This window comes from Pseudomonas sp. H1_F01 (assembly GCF_054681425.1).
Genome location: NZ_CP162823.1, coordinates 6,571,062 through 6,591,523, shown reverse-complemented (window position 1 = coordinate 6,591,523; position 20,462 = coordinate 6,571,062). Strand labels below are relative to the sequence as shown.

Sequence of the window (20,462 nt, the reverse complement as noted above, 5' to 3'; positions counted from 1 at the left end):
GTCAGAGTGCCGAGCGTGGAATCAGAAGTCAGTCCAGTCGAACTAGTTCATGACCCGCGCACGCTGCACGACGACCCGCTGCTGGACGGCTTGCTGGCGCTCTGCATGCTGCATCAGAAGCCGGCCAGCGCGGCGATGCTCACCACCGGCCTGCCGCTGCCCAAGCAGCGGCTGAGCGTCGAATTATTGTCGCGCGCGGCGGCCCGTGCCGGTCTGCAAGGTCGGGTGCTGCAACGCAAGCTCGAGCAGATCCCGACCATCGCCATGCCAGCGCTGTTGTTGCTCAAGGACGGCCGCAGTGCCGTGCTGCTGGGCTGGGTTGGCGACGACCAGGCGCGGTTGCTGCTCAGCGAAAGCGACGGCGGTGAGGTGACCATCAGCCGTGAACTGCTGGCCGATGACTACAGCGGCAAGGTGTTCTTCGCCCAGCCGCAGCATAAATTTGACGTTAACCACGGCACGCTGATCCCTCGGGCGCGTTCGTGGTTTCGCGACACCCTCAAACGGTCCCGCTGGCTGTACGCCGATGCCATCGCGGCGAGCCTGCTGATCAACATCATCGCCATGGCCGCGCCGCTGTTCGTGATGAACGTCTACGACCGCGTGGTGCCGAACCAGGCCGAATCGACTCTGTGGGTATTGGCCGTTGGTATCACCGGCGCCTATGTCTTCGACCTGATCCTCAAGATGCTGCGCAGCCTGTGCCTGGACCTGGCGGGCAAGAAAACCGACCTGATCATCTCGGCGACGCTGTTCGAGCGCATCGTCGGCATGTCCATGAAATACCGCCCGGCGCGGGTCGGCAGCTTTGCCCAGAACATCCATGAGTTCCAGAGCCTGCGGGACTTCCTTGCTTCGCTGACCCTCACCAGCCTGATCGACCTGCCGTTCACCCTGCTGATCTTCATGGTCATCGCGATTATCGGCGGGCACCTGGTGTGGATTCCGGTGCTGGCGTTCCCGATTGCCCTGCTGATCGGCTATGCGCTGCAGAAGCCTTTGGTGGCGACCATGGAGCGAACCATGGCCTTGGGCGCCGAGCGCCAATCCAGCCTGATCGAAACCCTGGCCGGCCTGGACGCGGTGAAGGTCAACAACGCCGAGAGCGAACGCCAATACCAGTGGGAACAGACCATCGGCACCCTCAGCCGCCTCGAACTGCGGGTGAAGATGCTGTCCGGCCTGGCAATGAACATCACCTTGCTGATCCAGCAACTGGCCGGGGTGGTCATGATCGTCTTCGGCGTTTACCTGATCATCGCCGGTAGCCTGAGCATGGGTGGGCTGGTTGCCTGCTACATGCTCAGCGGTCGCGCCCTCAGCCCGTTGGCTTCGCTGTCGGGCCTGCTGACCCGCTACCAACAGGCGCGGGTGACCATGACGTCCGTCGACCAGATGATGGAGCTGCCCCAAGAGCGCAATTTCGACGAGCGCCCCCTGAGCCGCAAGGTCCTGCAGGGTGCCGTCGAATGCCGTCAGTTGAATTTCACTTATCCGAACCAGCAGAACCCCGCGCTGAAGAACATCAACCTGGTGATCAAGCCGGGCGAGAAAATCGGCATCATCGGCCGCAGCGGCTCGGGCAAGAGTTCCCTGGCCAAGTTGCTGGTGGGGCTTTACCAACCCGACGACGGCGCCTTGCTGGTGGACGGCGTGGACATCCGCCAGATCGACGTCAGCGAGCTGCGCTACAACATTGGCTACGTGCCCCAGGACATCCAGCTGCTGGCCGGTACCCTGCGGGACAACCTGACCTCCGGCGCCCGTTACGTCGAAGATGAACTGGTGCTCCAGGCCGCTGAACTGGCGGGCGTGCATGAATTTGCCCGCCTGCATCCGCAAGGCTATGAACTGCAAGTCGGTGAGCGCGGACAGAACCTGTCCGGTGGTCAGCGCCAGAACGTCGCCCTGGCCCGCGCGCTGCTGCTCAACCCGCCGATCCTGTTGCTGGATGAACCCACCAGCGCCATGGACAACACCGGTGAAGAACGCTTGAAACAGCGCTTGGCTGCCGTGGTGGAAAACAAGACCGTGTTGCTGGTGACGCACCGTGCATCCTTGCTGTCGCTGGTGGACCGCCTGTTGGTGATCGACCGTGGACAGATCCTCGCCGACGGCCCGAAAGCCGCTGTCATGGAAGCGTTGAAGAAGGGGCAGATCAGTGTTGCTTAAATCCGGTTTCAAGGGCGCGGTGGGCCGTTATTTCAAAGGTTCCGACTCGCTGCACGGCCAACCGCTGCCCGAGGTCAACAAAGCCCTGATCGAGGACGCTCCGCGGGTGGTGCGTTTGACGATCTGGGGCATCATCGGCTTCTTTGTGTTCCTGATGCTGTGGGCCAACTTCGCCGAGATCGACGAAGTGACCAAGGGCGACGGCAAGGCGATCCCATCGTCCAAGATCCAGAAGATCCAGAACCTGGAAGGCGGCATCGTCGCCGAGCTGTTCGTAAAGGAAGGGCAGATCGTCGATGCCGGCGCGTCGTTGATTCGCCTGGACGACACCCGGTTTGTCTCCAACGTCGGCGAAACCGAGGCCGATCGCCTGTCCATGCTGTTGCGGGTCGAGCGCCTGAGTGCCGAGGTCGACGACCGGCCGCTCAACTTCCCGGCCGATGTGCTCAAGGCGGTGCCGGGCCAGGCCGCCAGCGAGGAGTCGCTGTACCTCAGCCGCCGCCAGCAGTTGCACGATGAAATCGGCGGCTTGCAGGAGCAGTTGATCCAGCGCCAGCAGGAACTGCGCGAATTCGTGTCCAAGCAGGCGCAGTACCGCTCCGGCCTGGCGCTGCAACGCCAGGAAATCAACATGTCCGAGCCGCTGGTGGCACAGGGCGCGGTGTCGCCAGTGGAAGTGCTGCGGCTCAAGCGCGCCGAGGTCGAGACCCGTGGGCAACTGGACGCCACGACGTTGGCGATCCCGCGTGCCGAATCGGCGATCAAGGAAGTACAGCGCAAGATCGACGAGACCCGTGGCAAGTTCCGCAGCGAAGCCTTGACGCAGCTCAACGAAGCTCGCACCGACCTGAACAAGGCCCAGGCCACTGGCAAAGCCCTGGAAGATCGGGTGAGCCGGACCCTGGTGACGTCGCCCGTGCGCGGCATCGTCAACAAGTTGCTGGTGAACACCATCGGCGGCGTGATCCAGCCCGGCAGCGACCTGGTGGAAATCGTGCCGCTGGACGACACCATCCTGGTGGAAGCGAAAATCCGTCCTCAGGACATCGCCTTCCTGCACCCCGGCCAGGACGCCACGGTGAAATTCACCGCGTACGACTACACCATCTACGGCGGGATGAAAGCCAAGCTGGAACAGATCGGCGCCGACACCATCACCGATGAAGACAAGAAAACCACCTACTACGTCATCAAGCTGCGCACCGAACGCAGCCACCTGGGCACCGATGAAAAACCGCTGCTGATCATTCCGGGCATGGTGGCGTCGGTGGACATCATCACCGGCAAGAAAACCGTGCTCAGCTACCTGCTCAAGCCCATCATCAAGGCCCGGTCCGAGGCGTTGCACGAGCGGTAGCGCCCTGGTTGATCGTTGGTTGATCGTTCCCACGCTCCGCGTGGGAATGCCTCCTGTGACGCTCCGCGTCACGCTTTTCGGAGCGCAGAGCATCCTTGGCTACATTCCCATGTGTGGGGGCAAAGCTTGCTCGCTAAACAGGCGCCTCGGATCGCGTTGTCTTCATCGCGGGCAAGCCTTGCTCCCACAGCGGTGCGGTGCAAAACTCCAGGTCATATCGTTATTCGTTAACGGTATTTAAATTACTGTTCTTATGCCTTTAAAGTCATCCCCCTGCGTACCTGCCGACCAATCGGCGCGCCGCACGACACAAACCAACACGGTAACGCCGTGAGTTTTGATCGATTGCGCGCCTGTTCAAGCGCGCTGTGCGTGGGAGTGATGTATGTCAGCCGTCTCTTATTCTCCAGATTCACCTATCGCGAACATTGCCCCGCAGTCGTTCGAAATCCGTCCGTTGCGCGATGCCGTAGGCGCCGAAATCGTCGGGCTGGACCTGTCCCGACCGGTCAACGACCAGGATTTCGCCCGCATCCACCGCGCACACCTGGACTATCACGTCGTGGTGTTCCGCGACCAACGCATCACCCCGGAACAACAGATCGCCTTCAGCCGCCGTTTTGGCGTGCTGCAGATCCATGTGCTCAAGCAGTTCCTGTTGGCCGGACATCCGGAAATCCTCATCGTCTCCAACATCATCGAAAACGGCCAATCCGTCGGTCTCGGCGATGCTGGCAAGTTCTGGCATTCGGACCTCTCCTATAAAGAACTGCCCAGCCTCGGCTCGATGCTCCACGCCCAGGAACTGCCGAGCGAAGGCGGCGACACGCTGTTCGCCGACATGCACAAAGCCTGGGACGCTCTGCCCGAAGCGCTGCGTAAAGCCGTGGAAGGCCGTTCGGCGGCGCACTCCTACACGGCGCGCTACAGCGAAACCAAATTCGAAGGCAACTGGCGCCCGACGCTCACGCCGGAGCAACTGGCCCAGGTCGCCGAAGTGGTGCATCCGATCGTACGCACCCACCCGGAAACCGGGCGCAAGGCGTTGTTCGTCAGCGAGGGGTTCACCACCCGCATCGTCGGTCTGCCGGAGGACGAAAGCGCAGCGCTGCTGGCCGAACTGTATGCCCACAGCGTGCTGCCGCAGAACATCTATCGCCATCAATGGCAGCCCCATGACCTGGTGTTCTGGGACAACCGCTCGCTGATCCACTTGGCCGCCGGTTGCCCGAGTCATCTGCGCCGCAAGCTGTATCGCACCACCATCCAGGGCGACGCCCCTTTCTGATCGGCTGCGCCTCGCGCAAAGAGCCCGGAGAATCTCCATGTCCAAACGCATTGCTTTTGCACCGCTGGCCGCCATCGGCCTGGGGTTCAGCTTGCTGGCCGGCAGCCTGGTCGCGCCGGCCAGCGCCCACGCCGAGGGCGAGATTCGTATCGCCGAGCAGTTCGGCATCGTTTACCTGTTGCTGAACGTGGTCCGCGATCAACAATTGATCGAAAAATACGGCAAACAGGAGGGCATCGAGATAAAGGTCGACTGGACCCAATTGTCGGGCGGCGCGGCGGTCAACGATGCGTTGCTGTCGGGCTCTATCGATATTGCCGGGGCCGGCGTCGGGCCGTTGCTGACGGTCTGGGACCGCACCCGCGGCAAACAGAACGTCAAGGCCGTGGCCTCCCTGGGCAACTTCCCTTATTACCTGTTGAGCAACAACCCGAACGTCAAGACCATCGCCGACTTCACCGAGCAGGACCGCATCGCGGTGCCGGCGGTGGGCGTTTCGGTGCAGTCGCGTTTGCTGCAATACGCCGCCGCGAAACAGTGGGGCGACAAGGACTTCAATCGCCTCGACAAGTACACCCTGGCGGTTCCGCATCCGGACGCCACGGCGGCGTTGATTGCCGGCGGCACCGAGTTGACCGGGCACTTTTCCAACCCGCCGTTCCAGGATCAGGCCCTGCAAAACCCCAACGTCCACGTGGTGCTCAACTCCTATGACGTGCTCGGGCCGAATTCGCCCACGGTGCTGTTCGCCACCGAGAAATTCCGCGATGAAAACCCGAAAACCTACAAGGCATTCGTCGAGGCGCTGACCGAAGCGGCCGAATTCGCTCAGAAGGACAAAGGCGCGGCGGCGGACACTTACCTGCGGGTAACCAAGGCCAAGATCGACCGGGCGACGTTGCTGAAGATCATCGACAACCCGCAGATCGAATTTACCGTCAGCCCGAAAAATACCTACCCGCTGGCCGAGTTCCTCTACCGCGTCGGCGCGATCAAGAACAAACCGGCGTCGTGGGAAGATTATTTCTTCCAGGACGCCAAACCGCTGCAGGGGAGCTGATTGTCATGAACGCGCTTTTGCAAGGCCACGCGGCCAGCAACCCCACTTCCACCGGCACCGCGTTGTTGTCCGTGGATAATGTCAGCCTTGAATACCGCACCCCGCAGCGGGTGGTGCGGGCCACTCACCAAGTGAGTTTCGAAGTCGATCCGGCGGACCGTTTCGTACTGCTCGGCCCATCGGGCTGCGGCAAGTCCACTTTGCTCAAGGCCATTGGCGGCTTCATCACGCCGTGCGAAGGCGAGATTCGTTTGCAAGGCCAGACTGTCAGCGCGCCGGGACCGGATCGGATCGTGGTGTTCCAGGAGTTCGATCAACTGCCGCCCTGGAAAACCGTGAAGCAGAACGTGATGTTCGCGTTGCTGGCATCCGGCACGCTTAAGCGTCGCGAGGCCGAGGAGCGGGCACTGCACTATCTCGACAAAGTCGGCCTGGCGGCGTTTGCCGATGCCTACCCACACACCTTGTCCGGTGGGATGAAGGCCCGCGTCGCGATTGCCCGAGCGCTGGCGATGCAACCGAAAATCCTGCTGATGGACGAGCCCTTCGCCGCCCTCGATGCCCTGACCCGACGCAAGATGCAGGAAGAGTTGCTGCTGCTTTGGGAAGAGGTGCGTTTCACCCTGCTTTTCGTCACTCACTCCATCGAAGAAGCGTTGGTGGTGGGCAATCGCATCCTGCTGCTGTCACCGCACCCAGGAAGGGTACGGGCGGAAATCCACAGCCATCAATACGATCTGCACAGCCTCGGCGGCGTGGGGTTCCAGCACACGGCGCGGCGGATTCATCGGTTGCTGTTCGATGAAAGCCAGTCGCCGGAAATCGAGCGTGAGCTGGATTTCACCGACATCCGCATCGCGTATTAAGGGGAGCGTTCCATGAGCCAGTTATCGCCTGCGCGCGAAGAGTACGAAGTCGATCTGCAACCCCTGACCCACGTGCCACTGGAGCGCGAGTTGCCCTTGGGCCAGCGCCTCTGGCAACAGGGTTGGTTGCGCAAAAGCCTGATCCTGTTGCTGCTGGCGCTGGTGTGGGAGGGCGTGGCCCGATACCAGAATAACGACCTGCTGCTGCCGAGCTTCTTGCAGACCGCCAGCGCGTTGTACGACGGTTTGCTCAGCGGCGAGCTGCTGGGCAAGGTGTGGATTTCCCTGGTGGTGCTGCTCAAGGGCTATCTGCTGGGGATCGTCCTGGCGTTTGGCTTGACCACGCTGGCCGTGTCGACCCAGTTCGGTCGCGACTTGCTCAGCACCCTGACGTCGATGTTCAATCCATTGCCGGCCATCGCCCTGTTGCCGCTGGCCCTCTTGTGGTTTGGCCTGGGGCAGAACAGCCTGATTTTCGTGCTGGTGCATTCGGTGCTGTGGGCACTGGCGTTGAACATGTATTCGGGGTTTCTCGGTGTGTCGGAAACGCTGCGCATGGCCGGGCGCAACTACGGGCTCAAGGGCCTGCGTTTTGTGCTGTTCATCCTGATTCCGGCGGCGCTGCCGTCGATCCTCGCCGGGCTGAAGATCGGCTGGGCCTTCGCCTGGCGTACCCTGATCGCCGCCGAACTGGTGTTCGGCGCCACCAGCGGCAAAGGAGGCCTGGGTTGGTACATCTTCCAGAACCGCAACGAGCTGTACACCGACAAGGTCTTTGCCGGGTTGGCGGTGGTGATTCTGATCGGGTTGCTGGTGGAGAATCTGGTGTTCGACAGTCTGGAGCGGGTGACGGTGAAGCGCTGGGGGATGCAGCGGTGATTCGGTAGTACACCTTTGTGGCGAGGGAGCTTGCTCCCGCTCGGCTGCGCAGCAGTCGCAAACCGGGCCATGCGGGTTGCCTGAAGGAATGCTGGGGGCCTGCTTCGCAGGCCAGCGGGAGCAAGCTCCCTCGCCACGGGTTATGGGTTGTCTGGGCTGACGCCATCGCGAGCAAGCTCGCTCCCACAGTGGGGTGGTGTTGTGTCTCGATATTGGGTTCGACACAAAACCCATGTGGGAGCGAGCTTGCTCGCGATGGCAATCTTCAGCTCACCACAGGCCTGTCAGCCCGCCGCTTGAACCTCAAGCCGATCCATCGCCCTTTCCACCAACAAATGCACCCCATCAGCCATCCGGCTGATCGCCAGGATGACGCTGCGGCGCGAACCGTCGACATCATCAGCCAGGTCGGCGGCGATGGCGCTGATGGACAGCAGATCTTCGGAGGCATTGGCCAACAGGATTTCGGTGTCGATATCAGGGGCGACCATGAAGAGTTGGGCGGTTTGGGTTTTGCCCGAGGCTTCATCGGTGGGTTTGGGATTGAGGTAGTAGTCGAGGACGCGCTCGGCGGCTTCGTCGAGTTTTTTGGTTTTTGAGGACTTGTCGGAGTTGCCAGGGCTTCCTGGCGGATTCGGAGTTACCTTGAACATGTTTTGGCTTCCTATTCAATCAGAGCCGCCCTAGCTCGCTTGCACGCGATATAAGGGTGGCAGCTATGTGAGGGTGTGCAAGACCGAGTAGGAACCACCAAAAAAACCTCGGCAGACCCGAAGGTCTCCCCACACACAGCCGCCATAAAACACGGGCACGAATGCTCATTGAATGGCTGGTGGCATTATTTGGCGTTCTTTTACCCGGACTTGCACGTCCGTGTCACCGTTTTTTCAGTGACAAACCCAGACTAGCGGTGAGCCCCGAGCCGGACAAGTTCACCAACATCGCCGCAACTTGAAGGAAATCTCCTAGGACCTTGCTGTATGCAAGCTGCACACCGCTCCGCTGGGCTGCACCCTGTAGGAACTGACGAGTGCAACGAGGCTGCGATCTTGGGACTCAAGTGTCTAGGGAAAGATCGCAGCCTCGTTGCACTCGACAGCTCCTACACAGCTCCTACGGTCCAGAGGGCGGTGTGACATTTCGCTAAATCCCCACGCCACAATTAGCCAAGTAAAGCCCTCTCCATTTCCTTTAGACTGGCCGCCCTCAAGCAAGCCTTCAGGACATGGAATGCCACCCCCTCACAGTCCCCTTCGCAAAGCCCTGGTCGTTTGGTTATATGCCGCCGCCCTGATGCATCTGCTCGCCGGCGTCACGCTGACCTGGGCCGGTCATTCGGGCTTGCTCGACGGTTATCTGCAGAATATCGAACAGGCTTTCTGGGGAGCCGACTCAGTGCCCGTCACGGCCCGCGCGCAACAGGTCTGGTGGCTGGCCTTGTTCGGCGCCACATTGCAGAGCTATGGGCTGTACATGCTCGCCCTGGTCCATATCGGCCATCGATTGAAGCGCGCCATGCCCTGGGGCTGGCTGATCGCCGGCATCCTGCTCTGGGCGCCCCAGGACATGCTGATTTCCGCCCAGGCACGGGTCTGGTCCCACCTATGGTTCGACAGCCTGGCTCTGATCGTTTTATTGCCGCCGCTGTTCTGGCTCTATCGCCACGACCGCCGCACCTCCCTGACTGACAACGCGTCGAGTGATTCAAACCATGCCTGACTTTTCACTGCTGGACTGGGCCATCACCCTGCTGATTGCCCAGGCGATCCTCGGTGCGCTGGATACCCTGTACCACCACGAACTCACCGTCGCCTTGCCCTATCGCCACAGTGCCCGGCTGGAGCTCTCCATCCACGCCCTGCGCTCGTGCTTCTACGGGATCCTGTTCCTGGGCATGGCGCACTTGGCCTTCGAGGGGACTTGGGCGATCGTCATTGCGTTGCTGTTCGCACTGGAGATCGGCCTGACGCTCTGGGATTTCGTGGTCGAGGACCGTAGCCGCAAGCTGCCCGCCATCGAGCGCATCATGCACACGGTGCTGGCGGTCAACGGCGGGGCCTTCTTCGCGCTGTACGGCGTGCAACTGGCGCAGTGGGCGAGTTTGCCCACCGGCCTGAGCGCGATCGACCTGGGCTGGCGCGGTTGGCTGCTGACATTGTTTGCCATCGGGGTCACGGTCTCGGGGATTCGCGACGGCTTGGCGGCCTTGCGCATGCAGCGCGCGGGCAAACCCGCCAACCCGTTTGCCGGTGGTGCCTACAAGCGCGTGCTGGTCACGGGTGGCACCGGGTTTATCGGCGAGACGCTGGTCAATCAATTGCTCGACGCCGGGCACACAGTCACCGTGCTGGCTCGCGATCCATTGAAAGCGGCCTATCTGTTTGATGGCCGCGCCCGTTGCCTGCGCTCCCTGGGCAAGCTGGGTCATGACGAAACCTTCGATGTGGTGATCAACCTGGCAGGCGCGCCGGTCGCCGGGCCGCGCTGGAGCCCCGCGCGCCAGGCGCAACTCATCGCCAGCCGGGTCAATACCACCGAAGCCTTGATGACCTGGTTGAAAAACGCCCGGCACAAACCGGCGTTGTGGATACAGGCGTCGGCCGTCGGTTTTTATGGCGTGCGTGACGCCAGTGAAAGTCTCGATGAAAGCGCCACCCAGGGCGATGGCTTCATGGCTGAACTCTGTGTGCGTTGGGAAGCCTCAGCCCGGCCCGCCACCGAATTGGGTGTGCGGCAGGTGGTGATGCGCCTGGGCGTGGTGTTTGGCCCGGGCGGTGCGTTGTTGCCGTTGCTGATTCCATTTCGCCTGGGGTTTGGCGGGCGGATGGGTGACGGTCGGCAAATCATGAGTTGGGTGCACCGCGACGACGTGATCCAAGTGATCGCCCGGGCCTTCGATGACGAAAGCCTGAGTGGCACCTACAACCTGGTGGCGCCAGAAACGGTCAGTCAGGCGCTGTTCGCCGAAAGCGTCGGCAAGGTGCTCAAGCGCCCGGTGTGGTTCCACATTCCCGCCGCGCCGGTGCGTGCTTTGGCAGGCGAAATGGCTCAGTTGTTTTTCGACGGTCAACGTGTGCTGCCTAGTCGTCTCGTCGAGGCGGGCTATACGTTCCGTTACCCGACGCTTGACGCTGCCCTGCGCGACCTGGTCTGAGGAGCGCCCATGAGCAAGCCCCGGATGTACCTGCTGGCTGGCAACGGAAGCGCTGCCGATTGGTGGGACGATGCGTTGCCGCACTTTCAACACCATGACGTGGTGCCGCTGGAACTGCCCGGCTTCGGCAACAACCCTCAGGCTCCCTGCGAAGACTTGGCGGCCTACGCCCAGGCGTTGCTGGCGGCAACGGACAAGGGCAGCGCGATCATGGCGGTCGGGGTCAACGCCTTGCTGGTGCTGCACGCCTTGCAACGTCAGCCGGGGCATTTTTGTCGCAGTGTGTTGTTGGCGCCGGTGGGTGCGTTTTTGTGGCAGCGACGGCTGCCGGCGTTGATGTCGCCGCTGTCGATTCGCAAGACCATTCACTGGCTGCTGGCGAACAAACCGACGCTGTTTGCCCGCAAATTTTCCAGCCAGTCCTGGACGCCCGCGCAGTACCAGCGCATGGGCGCCGGCTATGCTCGCTGCCGCGCCTTTGTGCCGCACTGGGACTTGGTGCGTGCCGACACCGCCTTGCCATTGCTGGAGTGGATAACCGACCCGGTCGAACTGGTGTGGGGCGATCAGGACAAGGTGCTGGGCGTCGCGCAGGCGGCGGCCTGGTCGGCCATTCTCGCCCGTGCCGATCTGACCATCAGCCTGAAACCCGGCTGGGGGCATTACCCGTGGATCGATTCACCCGCTGAATTCGCGGCGTGGCTGGAATCCGGCGAACGTGGTTTCGTCGCGCATACCAAAGGCGGCCGCTTGCGTCTGGCGGCGTTGGCTGGGCAGCCGGTGCCTGCGGCGCTGTCGCTCAACGATTGTGATGATCCGCGTTTGCCAAACTTTCTGGAGAGCCAGCCGGACGCTCTCTGGGCAGTGCGTTCCTCCAGTTACGGGGAGGATCAGGCCGATGCGGCCAATGCCGGCTTGAGCACCACGTTCCTGCGCGAGCCGACGCACAACGTGCCGGCGCGCATTGCCGAGTTGAGTGCGGCAGGTGTCGAGGAAGTGGTGGTGCAGCGCTTCATCACGCCACGGCTGTCCGGGATCGCCTTCGTGCGTCACCTGTCCGTTGAATTGGAATGGGTCGAAGGGCATCTGGAATCGTTGGCCGATGGCAAGGTGAGCCCCGAGCGCGCGATCATTTCCCGCCTCGGCGCGTCGTGGAACAGCGACACCTTCAAGCCCGCCCATGGCCTGACTGCAGACCTGCTGTGGCGTTTTCTCCAAGGCGTGCTGCGGGTCTTCCACTACGTACCCGGCGATGTTGAATGGGCCTGGGACGGCACGCAACTCTGGCTGTTGCAGTACCGACCGATCAGCGACTATGGCTGGCGCCGCCACCTGACCGCCGCCAACATCGCCGAGATCCTGCCGCCGCAACCCAGCGTGTTGGTGGAGTACGCCCAGCGCCGCGCGGCGGCGAGCATTCCGGCGATCATGGCGCGTTGGGACTCGCGGGTGCTGCAAGACAACGAGCCTTTCACGGCGGTGTTTGGCGGCGCTTCGTATATCAACAATGATTTGTTTCTCGCCAGGCTGGCCGACTGGGGCATCAGCGCCAGCAGCTACGCCGGCGAGGTCGGCGGCGCGACTCCGCACCTGCCTTGGCGGCCGCTGCGCCTGCTGCGTTCGCTGCCGTTGTTCCTGCGCATGCAACGCGTTGCCCGCGGGCATTTGCTGACGCTGGAAAACGGCTTGCGACGTTTTGACCGAGAGCTGCAGGAACTGACCGGACAAGGCGCAGACGGCCAGCAACTGGCCGACTGGTTTACCCGTTTCTACGTGTTCGTGGTGCAAGGCAACCTGTGCATCGCCAGTGCCCTGGCCAGCAGTGGCGGCGACTGGCTGGGCCGGCCACCGACCGCCTACGACAATCTTGAACACAGTCCGCATCGGCTGCCCTGGGAAACCGATCCAGCGACGCCACGCCCGGCACCGACCGAACTGCCGTTGCAGACCTTCCCACAATGGCCCCTGACGATTCGCCTGGCCCATTCGACCGGTCTGCCAGGCTTGCGCGGTTACTACTTGCAGGTGCGCGAATGGTATCGCGACAACCTGATGCGGATTTTCTTTCGCTTGCATCACGCCATGCCGACGGTGGACCGGGCGCATTGGTTCGCGCCGCACCCGGACATCCGCAGCCGCGACGGCAGCTTCTGGCAGGACGGGCGTGAAGGCACCGAGCAGGCGAGTGGGTTCTTGATCTACCCGGGTCAGGCCCAAGGTATTTTGGGCCAGGACATCCTGCTGGAAGACACCCTCGACCCCGGCCGCCACGCCCACTATCAAAGCTCCCGTGCCGTGATCGCGCGCATGGGCGGACGCTTGTCCCACGGCTCGACGTTGCTGCGTGAATTGCGCAAACCTTCGGCGGTATTGCCTCAGGTGGATGTGGGGTGGTTGGGGCGTGAGGTGGTGTATTGCGATGGGGTGTTGAGGTTGGTGGAGTAGGCAGCGCGATGTCTGCCAACCACATAACCTGTGGCGAGGGGATTTATCCCCGTTAGGCTGCGTAGCAGCCTCGAAACCTGACGCCTCGGTACTTCAGGGAGATTGAATACATGCTTGGGACTGCTGCGCAGTCCAGCGGGGATAAATCCCCTCGCCACAGAGATTTCTCCTTGCTTCACGGTTACTCCCTTGACGCCCCCTACCGCTGTCGTAGACTCCGCCCATCCGTCAGGGAGTAACGGTCATGCGACGTTTAAGTAGTTGGGTTGTGGGATTGGCCTTTGTAGCGTGCGGTGTCCAGGCGCAAACGCCTGTAGCAGACGATCCATTGCTTGAGAGTAACGCCACGGCCAGTGCGTCTGGCAACGAGGCTCGAGGGGTGCTTCGGGCGCGGGATCAGGCGGTGCTGGCCAGCGAGTTGGCCGGGCGTATCGTCGAGTTGCCGTTCAGTGAGGGTGAGTCGTTCAAGAAGGGCGACACCCTGGCGCGTTTCGATTGCTCGGCCTATCAGGCCCAGCTCAATGCGGCCCAGGCGGCCAGCCGTGGTGCCAGTGAGGAACTGGCGCATAACCGGCAGTTGGCGGCGTTGAAGTCAGTCGGGCGGTTTGAAGTGTCGCGGGCCGAGGCCCGGCTCAACGAGACCCAGGCGCAGTCCCAGGTGTACCAGGTCCAGGTCAAGCGCTGCAGCGTGGTCGCACCCTTCGATGGTCAGGTGGTGGCACGCAAGGTCCAGCGTTATGAAAGCGTCGCGGCCGGCGCGCCGTTGCTGGATGTGGTCGACAACCGCACCCTGGAGATCCATTTGCTGGTGCCTTCACGCTGGATGGACAGGCTCAAGCCCGGTCAGCCCTTTACGTTTATCCCCGATGAAACCGGCAAGCCGTTGCAAGCGACGGTCAAGCGCCTGGGCGCGCGCATCGATGAGGGCAGCCAGACCCTGCTGCTGGTGGCGAACGTGCCGGATGCCAGCGGCCTGCTGTCGGGCATGAGCGGCACGGCGCGTTTCGCGGAGCCCAAGTGAACGCGCCGATGTCGGGCAGCGCCGAGCAGGTGTTTGCCCGCTTCCTCGACCTGGAGCGTCATACGCGGGCCGCACGAACGCCGGCGCAATTGAGCTACAGCCTGGTCAACGACGGCCAGGCGCTGTTCGGGTTTCGCCACGCCGCGTTGTTGATCGCCGGCAAGGTCCAGGCGGTGACCGGCGTCAGCACCGTGGAGCCGAATGCGCCGTTCGTGGCGTTCGTCGAGCAGGCCGTGGCGCAGTTGTTCAAGCAGGGGGTGCTGAAGCAGGCCCGGGTGATTGCCGCCGATGGGGTAAGCGAATCCGTTCGGGAAGACTGGCGAAGCTTGTCGGCCGGACAAGTGTTCTGGCTGCCGTTGATCGATCATCAGGCCCAAGTGTTCGGCGGTTTGTGGCTGGCCCGCGACCTGCCTTGGACCCCGCCTGAACAAGTACTGCTGTCGCAACTGGGCGACACCTACAGCCATGCGTGGCTGGCGCTGCAACCGCGCAAGCCGTGGCGCCTGCGCTGGACTCGCAAGCGCCAGGTCGCCCTGGTGGCGGTGTTGTTGCTGGGCTTGCTGATCCCTGTGCGCCAGTCCGTGTTGGCCCCGGCCGAAGTGGTGCCGCTGGGCGGGCAGGTGGTGGCGGCGCCGTTGGATGGGGTGATCGCCGAGTTCCTGGTCAAGCCTAACCAGGCCGTCAAGAACGGTGACCTGCTGCTGCGTTTCGAAAGCACCAGCCTCAAGGCCCAGGCCGATGTGGCCGAGCGTGCGTTGGGCGTGGCCGAGGCAGAACTCAAGGCCAATTCCCAGCGCTCGTTTGCCGACGCGGAATCGAGTTCGAAGATCGACCTGCTGGCCGCCCGAGTCGAACAGAAACGCGCCGAGCGCAACTACGCGCTTGAACTGCTCAAGCGCAGCGAAGTACGCGCCGAGCGCGACGGCATCGCGGTGTTCGCCGACGCCGAGCGCTGGCTCGGCAAGCCTGTGCAGACTGGCGAGCGGCTGATGGAGATCGCCGATCCGAACCAGGCCGAGTTGCGTATTGAATTGGCGGTGGGCGACGCGATTGCCCTGGAACCCGGTGCGCAAGTGGCGTTGTTTCTCGACAGCGACCCGTTGCAGCGGCACCTGGCCTGGCTCGAGCGCTCGGCGTATGAAGCGCAGCCTACCGCCGCCGGGCAACTGGCGTATCGGTTGGATGCGCGTTTCGATGCTCAAGCGCCGCGTATCGGCCTGCGAGGTACGGCGAAGGTCTTCGGCGACCGTGCTCCGCTGGCGTTGTACCTGTTGCGTAGACCACTGGCCGGCCTGCGCCAGAGCGTAGGCCTGTAGCATGGAGCTGCCGAGCCTGCGGCCGGACCTGCAACTGTCCCCGGCGGCGCCGGACCCGGACGGTTCGCCGCAGTGGACCTTGGCCGATCCGGTGCGCGGGCGCTATTTCAAGCTTGGCGCGGCGGCGATGCGCATGTTGCGACACTGGTCCCTGGGTGATCCGGAGCAGGTGCTGCAAGCCGCGAACCGCGAGCCAGGCCTGCCACTCAATGGTGAATCGCTGGAGCAGTTGCTGGGTTTCTTGCGCGGTCATGATCTGATCAGCGCGATGGACCCGCAACAGCGCGACAGCTATCTCTTCAAGACCGCCGCGCAGCGCCAGAGCCTGTGGCAGATCCTGCTGCATCAATACCTGTTTTTTCGCATTCCGCTGTGGCGCCCGGACGCTTTTCTCAATCGTGCCTGGCCCTGGTTGGCGCGGTTCGGCCCCGGGATCCTGCGCTATGGTCTGCCGCTGACCTTGGGTGCCGGCATTTTCCTGGTGTCGCGGGACTGGCAGCGATTCATCGCGACGTTTCCGCACCTGTTCAGCCTGGGCGGTGCGCTGGCGTTCGGGACGGCGTTGCTCTTCGCCAAGCTGTGCCACGAATTCGGCCATGCATTCATGGCCAAGCGTGCGGGCTGTCGTGTGCAAAGCATGGGCGTGGCATTCATGGTGCTGTTGCCGATGTTCTACACCGACGTCAGCGATGCCTGGCGGATCAATGACCGCCGCGCGCGGTTGCTGATCGGTGCCGGCGGGGTCCTGGCCGAGCTGGTGCTGGCGTGCATCGCGTTGCTGGCCTGGTCGCTGCTGCCCGACGGGCCGGCGCGCACCGCGGCGTTCATGCTGGCCAGCGCCACCTGGATCACCACGCTGGTCATCAACCTGAACCCCTTCATGCGCTTCGATGGGTATTTCCTGCTCAGTGATTTCTGGGCGGTGGATAACCTTCAGGGGCGTGCGTTCGCCCTGTGCCGCTGGCGCCTGCGTGAAGCCTTGTTCGGTTATGGCGCGGCGGCGCCGGAACCCTGGTCGCCGAAGATGCGGCGCCGTTTGCTGGTGTGGGGCTATGGCTCCTGGCTGTGGCGGGCGTTGTTGTTTTTCGGGATTGCCCTGGCGGTCTATCACCTGTTCTTCAAGGTGCTGGGCATTTTTCTGATGATGGTGGAATTGGTGTGGTTCATTTTTATGCCCATCGTGAATGAATGGCGGCAATGGTGGAGTCGCCGTGAGCAGGCCCACGGCGTTAGGGTGCTCCTGAGCAGCCTGGTGGTGCTGGCTTTGCTGTTGGTGCTGTTGCTGCCCTGGCGCAGCGCGGTGGAAGTGCCGGCCATGCTCGAGGCCGGGCGTGCCAGTGCCTTGCACGCGCCGGTGGCGGCCCGGGTCAAGCAGGTGAATGTGCGCGACGGCCAGACTGTGGCACAGGGCGATGTGTTGATTGAGCTGGAGTCGCCGGACATGGCGTCGCGCCTGACCATCGTGCGCCGGGAAATCGAGATCCAGCAGTTGCAGATGCGGCGTCAGGCCGGGCGCAGCGAAACCGCTGCCGATGCCGGCATCATCGAACAGCGATTGGCCGAAGCGGTGGCCGAATACCGGGGCCTGGTCGCCCAGCGTGAACGCCTGTTGCTGCGCGCGCCCCATGCCGGCCAAGTGCGCGACTTGTTGCCGCAACTGTCGGTCGGGCGCTGGTTGTCGCCCACGCAGGCGCTGGCGCGGGTGGTGCAGACCGATTCGCGATTGCGCGGGTACTTGACCGAAGCCGAGCTTTGGCGGGTCGAGCCGGGGGCCACGGGACGGTTCATTGCGGACGATCCGATGCACACCTCCATCGCCGTGCAACTGAATGAAATCGATACCAACGGCGTGGCCTGGGTCGAACAGCAAGCGTTGACGTCTGATCATCACGGACCGATTGCGGTGCGCCGCGACTCGCAGCAACGGGCCGAGCCGGTGCAGGCGCAATACGGCGTGCGCCTGAGTGCGGTGGGCGATACCTCTGCCCCGGTGCAACCGCTGCGTGGGGTGGCGGTGTTGCAGGGCAAGGGCGAGTCGGTGTTGGGAGCGGCCTGGCGTCGGTTGGCGGCGTTGGGTGTCAGGGAAAGCGGGTTCTAAGGGGCGAGCATGGATTCAGTGGCAGCAGAGGGATTGGTGGTGCGTCCATCGCGGGTCAGCGATGGACCGTTCTTGCAGGGCCTGTACCAGGCGGCGCGACCGGACCTGCAGTGGATCGACGGTGAGCACGAGCAAGTGCAACAGGTGCTTGCCCAGCAGTTCCAGGTGCAGGAGCAAGGGTTGGGCGAGAACTTTCCCAATGCCATGCATTACGTCGTGGAAAAACTCGGCACCGCCATCGGCGCCTTGAGCACGGATTTCGGCCCCAATGAAATTCGCGTGCTGTACCTGGCCTTCATCCCCCAGGCGCGTGGGCAAGGTTATGGCCGGACGGTGCTGCAAGGGGTGCAGAAAGCCGCGCAACAGATCCGTTGCCCGGTGGCGACCGTGGTCTGGACCAGCAATCCCCATGCCCGCCGGCACTACCTGGCGCTGGGTTTCGAAGTACAAGAGCGCAGCCCGGCGGCGGAGCGGTTGGTCTGGTATCCGAAAGGCAACTGAGCAAGTCTTGCAGGCACTATAAATTCCTGTGGGAGCGGGCTGTGTGGGAGCAAGGCTTGCCCGCGATGAAAACGCCGCGGTCTCTTGAGGACCGCTGCGCCTGGATCGCGAGCAAGCTTTGCTCCCACACAGCCCGCTCCGACAATAGGTCTGTTTTGAACTCGGGTTTTGTGTGATCAGTTAAACGCGATGTAGAAATACCCCAGCGCCGGATCCCGTCCCATGGGTGGCATCCGTGACACGAATACCCCCTCGATCTTGCCCAGTTCCGGCACTTCCAGCTCGCAGAGGCCGTCCACGAACGCCGTACTTTCCAGGCTGTTGAGTTCCACACTGAAGGGCATGCGCTCGGTGTTCGGCAGCTTTGCCCGAGGTGTTTCTTCGAGGGTTTCGAAGCGCACCGGCAGGCGACTGCCGTCGGGCAGGGTCAGGCTGCCGGTCTGGCCCAGCAGCGGTTGGAAATGGCGGCTATGAACCTGTTGCAGCATGTCGAGACTCCAAAAGGCCGGAGGACCGTAGCCCTCCGGCGATTCATCAGTTACGGGACGGGAAGAGGCCATTCAGCGCGACGCTGAAGTTGATCGCCAGGAACGGGTTCATTATCTCCATTGGCAAACCGTTGCCTGTGGCGGAAATCGTGCCGTTAACGGTGGTGGTCACCCCCTGCAACGGCACCGGCGAGGCGCCTATCTTGTCGGAATAGATCGCCGCCGATCCCGGCCCGGTGCCTGAGGTGCCGATGAACGAGTTGGTGGCCGTTGGGGTATTCACCGGGTTGCTGGCCGGGTTGGCCAGTTGCAGGGTGGTCGAGGCACTGATGCCTGCGAGCGTGTGGGTGTGGTTGGGCAGGTTGTTGATCGTTGCTGTGACGTTTTCGGTACCGGAAACTTCGCCGATGACCCGCGGAGTCAGGCCCAGGCCGTTGCCTTGCCCCAAGGGCAGGCGGCCTTGCAAGTTGGGCAGCATGAAGTTGGTGGTGCCGTTGCCTCCGTAGTAGGTGCCGAGCAGGGAGAACAACGCCTGGTATTGGGAGATGCCGAGTGTCTGCCCGTTGCACAGCGCCCAGCCATTGGGCGCGAAGTTAAAGGCGAATGACTGGATAGTGCCCATAAATACTTCCATAGATTCCTCATCCCTTCAGATTGTTGGTATGGCGACGCGGGCAGGGTCTGGGGGAGGAGAGGTGCGATCAGTCCTACTCCTTAACCCCTGGCCTGGTCACGCACGCTGAGCGTAGACGCGGTTGTTTCATTCTGCTGGGTGAAAAGGGCATGAAAATACTTCGAGTTCGCTTAATCGATTCACGTATGCCGTGGGCCTGTACCGTCCATCTTTTTTACGGTTCAAGGTGTATTTGATGTCAAAGTACTACTAGTCGGCGATTATTTCCTCGGCTACGCTTGGCGATACAAAGGGACTACAAACAGGTGAAGGGATTGCCGCAGTTTCACTTTATCTCCGGTTTACCGCGCTCGGGCTCGACCCTGCTTTCTGCCATTTTGTTGCAGAACCCGCGCTTTCATGCCGGCATGACCAGTCCCGTCGGTTCGCTGTTCAGCAGCGTCCTGCAGCAATGCAGCGCCGGCAGCGAGTTCGGCTCGGTCATCGACACCGACCTGCGCCGCCGCCTGCTGCGCGGTCTCTTCGACTCCTACTACGCCGACAAATCCGACAAGCCTGTCATCTTCGATACGAACCGCCAGTGGTGCGCCCGCTTGCCTGCCTTGCAGGATCTGTTTCCCCAAGCCAAGACCATCGCCTGTGTGCGCAACGTCGCCTGGGTGCTCGACAGCCTGGAGCGGCTCTACCGCGCCAATCCGTTCGAAAACACCAAGCTGTTCAACGACGATGACGAGCGCAACACCGTCTACAGCCGCTGCGAAACCCTGGCCCAGCGCAACCGCCTGGTGGGGTTCGCCTGGACGGCGCTCAAAGAGGCCTATTACGGTGAGAACGCCGAGTCGCTGCTGATCGTTGATTACGATTTGTTGAGCCAGGCCCCGGAGCGGGTGATGCGCCTGGTGTACGACTTCATCGGCGAACCCTGGTTCGAGCACGATTTCAATCACTTGACCTACGACGCGCCGGCCTTCGACCAGGCCCTGGGCGTTGCCGGCCTGCACAAGGTCAAGCCCAAGGTCGCGCCGCAAGCCCGGCGGACCTTGCTGCCGCCGGATCTGTTTGAAAAGTATGCCGAGTTGTCGTTCTGGCGCGATGGGTCCGCAAGCGCCGCCAATGTCATTCGTATGAAAACCGACGCCGCGATCAGCTGATTGCGGTTTTTTTCATTTGCGTGTTCAAGAAG

17 protein-coding genes are annotated in these 20,462 nt (G+C 62.6%); 14 read left to right on the top strand and 3 right to left on the bottom strand.

All coding sequences use genetic code 11. The features are described from left to right. Positions 1-15: 15 nt before the first annotated feature. From AB4O09_RS29625 to AB4O09_RS29600, 6 genes are all read left to right on the top strand, one after another. Positions 16-2,172, top strand: a complete 2,157-nt coding sequence (locus AB4O09_RS29625) for a type I secretion system permease/ATPase (protein WP_003196554.1) — start codon at positions 16-18, stop codon at positions 2,170-2,172. After that, positions 2,162-3,529 carry an HlyD family type I secretion periplasmic adaptor subunit gene (locus AB4O09_RS29620; RefSeq protein WP_003196556.1) on the top strand — a complete coding sequence of 456 codons (1,368 nt, stop codon included), beginning with the start codon at positions 2,162-2,164 and terminating at the stop codon, positions 3,527-3,529. Before AB4O09_RS29625 ends, AB4O09_RS29620 begins: the two co-directional genes overlap by 11 nt. Positions 3,530-3,914: 385 nt before the next feature. Then, positions 3,915-4,817: a TauD/TfdA dioxygenase family protein gene (locus AB4O09_RS29615; RefSeq protein ID WP_003196558.1), complete on the top strand. Its 903-nt coding sequence runs from the start codon at positions 3,915-3,917 to the stop codon at positions 4,815-4,817. A 37-nt stretch (positions 4,818-4,854) separates the two neighbouring features. Beyond that, positions 4,855-5,877: an ABC transporter substrate-binding protein gene (locus AB4O09_RS29610; RefSeq protein ID WP_003196560.1), complete on the top strand. Its 1,023-nt coding sequence runs from the start codon at positions 4,855-4,857 to the stop codon at positions 5,875-5,877. Positions 5,878-5,882: 5 nt separating this feature from the next. Beyond that, on the top strand, positions 5,883-6,743 hold the full coding sequence (locus tag AB4O09_RS29605; RefSeq protein WP_003196562.1) for an ABC transporter ATP-binding protein: 861 nt from the start codon (positions 5,883-5,885) through the stop codon (positions 6,741-6,743). A 12-nt stretch (positions 6,744-6,755) separates the two neighbouring features. Continuing rightward, positions 6,756-7,622, top strand: a complete 867-nt coding sequence (locus tag AB4O09_RS29600; protein ID WP_003196564.1) for an ABC transporter permease — start codon at positions 6,756-6,758, stop codon at positions 7,620-7,622. A gap of 284 nt (positions 7,623-7,906) precedes the next feature. Here the strand turns inward: AB4O09_RS29600 and AB4O09_RS29595 are convergent, their stop codons facing one another. Beyond that, on the bottom strand, positions 7,907-8,275 hold the full coding sequence (locus AB4O09_RS29595; RefSeq protein WP_013692018.1) for a DUF6124 family protein: 369 nt from the start codon (positions 8,273-8,275) through the stop codon (positions 7,907-7,909). Between the two features lie 577 nt (positions 8,276-8,852). On the opposite strand from AB4O09_RS29595, the gene AB4O09_RS29590 reads away from it, so the two are divergent. The 7 genes from AB4O09_RS29590 (at position 8,853) to AB4O09_RS29560 (ending at position 18,157) form a co-directional block, all read left to right on the top strand. Next, positions 8,853-9,341 (top strand): cell division protein, encoded by a 489-nt coding sequence (locus AB4O09_RS29590; protein WP_223529055.1) that lies wholly within the window; start codon positions 8,853-8,855, stop codon positions 9,339-9,341. Continuing rightward, on the top strand, positions 9,334-10,776 hold the full coding sequence (locus AB4O09_RS29585) for a TIGR01777 family oxidoreductase (RefSeq protein ID WP_460107824.1): 1,443 nt from the start codon (positions 9,334-9,336) through the stop codon (positions 10,774-10,776). The genes AB4O09_RS29590 and AB4O09_RS29585 overlap by 8 nt, the downstream gene beginning before the upstream one ends. A 9-nt stretch (positions 10,777-10,785) precedes the next feature. Beyond that, the gene (locus AB4O09_RS29580; RefSeq protein WP_033028045.1) at positions 10,786-13,221 is read left to right on the top strand and encodes an alpha/beta fold hydrolase; all 2,436 of its coding nucleotides are present in this window, start codon (positions 10,786-10,788) and stop codon (positions 13,219-13,221) included. 244 nt (positions 13,222-13,465) lie between these two features. After that, the gene (locus AB4O09_RS29575; protein WP_003196573.1) at positions 13,466-14,242 is read left to right on the top strand and encodes an efflux RND transporter periplasmic adaptor subunit; all 777 of its coding nucleotides are present in this window, start codon (positions 13,466-13,468) and stop codon (positions 14,240-14,242) included. Continuing rightward, positions 14,239-15,558, top strand: a complete 1,320-nt coding sequence (locus AB4O09_RS29570) for an efflux RND transporter periplasmic adaptor subunit (RefSeq protein ID WP_223529060.1) — start codon at positions 14,239-14,241, stop codon at positions 15,556-15,558. Before AB4O09_RS29575 ends, AB4O09_RS29570 begins: the two co-directional genes overlap by 4 nt. A 1-nt stretch (position 15,559) precedes the next feature. Beyond that, entirely contained in the window at positions 15,560-17,656 is a 2,097-nt protein-coding gene (locus AB4O09_RS29565; RefSeq protein WP_027912158.1) for a biotin/lipoyl-binding protein, read from the top strand. Positions 17,657-17,665: 9 nt separating this feature from the next. After that, a complete protein-coding gene (locus AB4O09_RS29560) occupies positions 17,666-18,157 on the top strand; it encodes a GNAT family N-acetyltransferase (protein WP_003196579.1) in 492 nt (163 codons plus the stop codon). 176 nt (positions 18,158-18,333) lie between these two features. Here AB4O09_RS29560 and AB4O09_RS29555 read toward each other — a convergent pair whose 3' ends face one another. Further along, positions 18,334-18,645, bottom strand: a complete 312-nt coding sequence (locus AB4O09_RS29555) for a DUF6916 family protein (RefSeq protein ID WP_027912157.1) — start codon at positions 18,643-18,645, stop codon at positions 18,334-18,336. Positions 18,646-18,691: 46 nt separating this feature from the next. Beyond that, on the bottom strand, positions 18,692-19,279 hold the full coding sequence (locus tag AB4O09_RS29550; RefSeq protein WP_003196583.1) for a phage tail protein: 588 nt from the start codon (positions 19,277-19,279) through the stop codon (positions 18,692-18,694). A gap of 305 nt (positions 19,280-19,584) precedes the next feature. Here AB4O09_RS29550 and AB4O09_RS29545 point away from each other — a divergent pair, with 305 nt between their 5' ends. Next, the gene (locus AB4O09_RS29545) at positions 19,585-20,430 is read left to right on the top strand and encodes a sulfotransferase family protein (protein ID WP_003196585.1); all 846 of its coding nucleotides are present in this window, start codon (positions 19,585-19,587) and stop codon (positions 20,428-20,430) included. Positions 20,431-20,462: the final 32 nt, after the last annotated feature.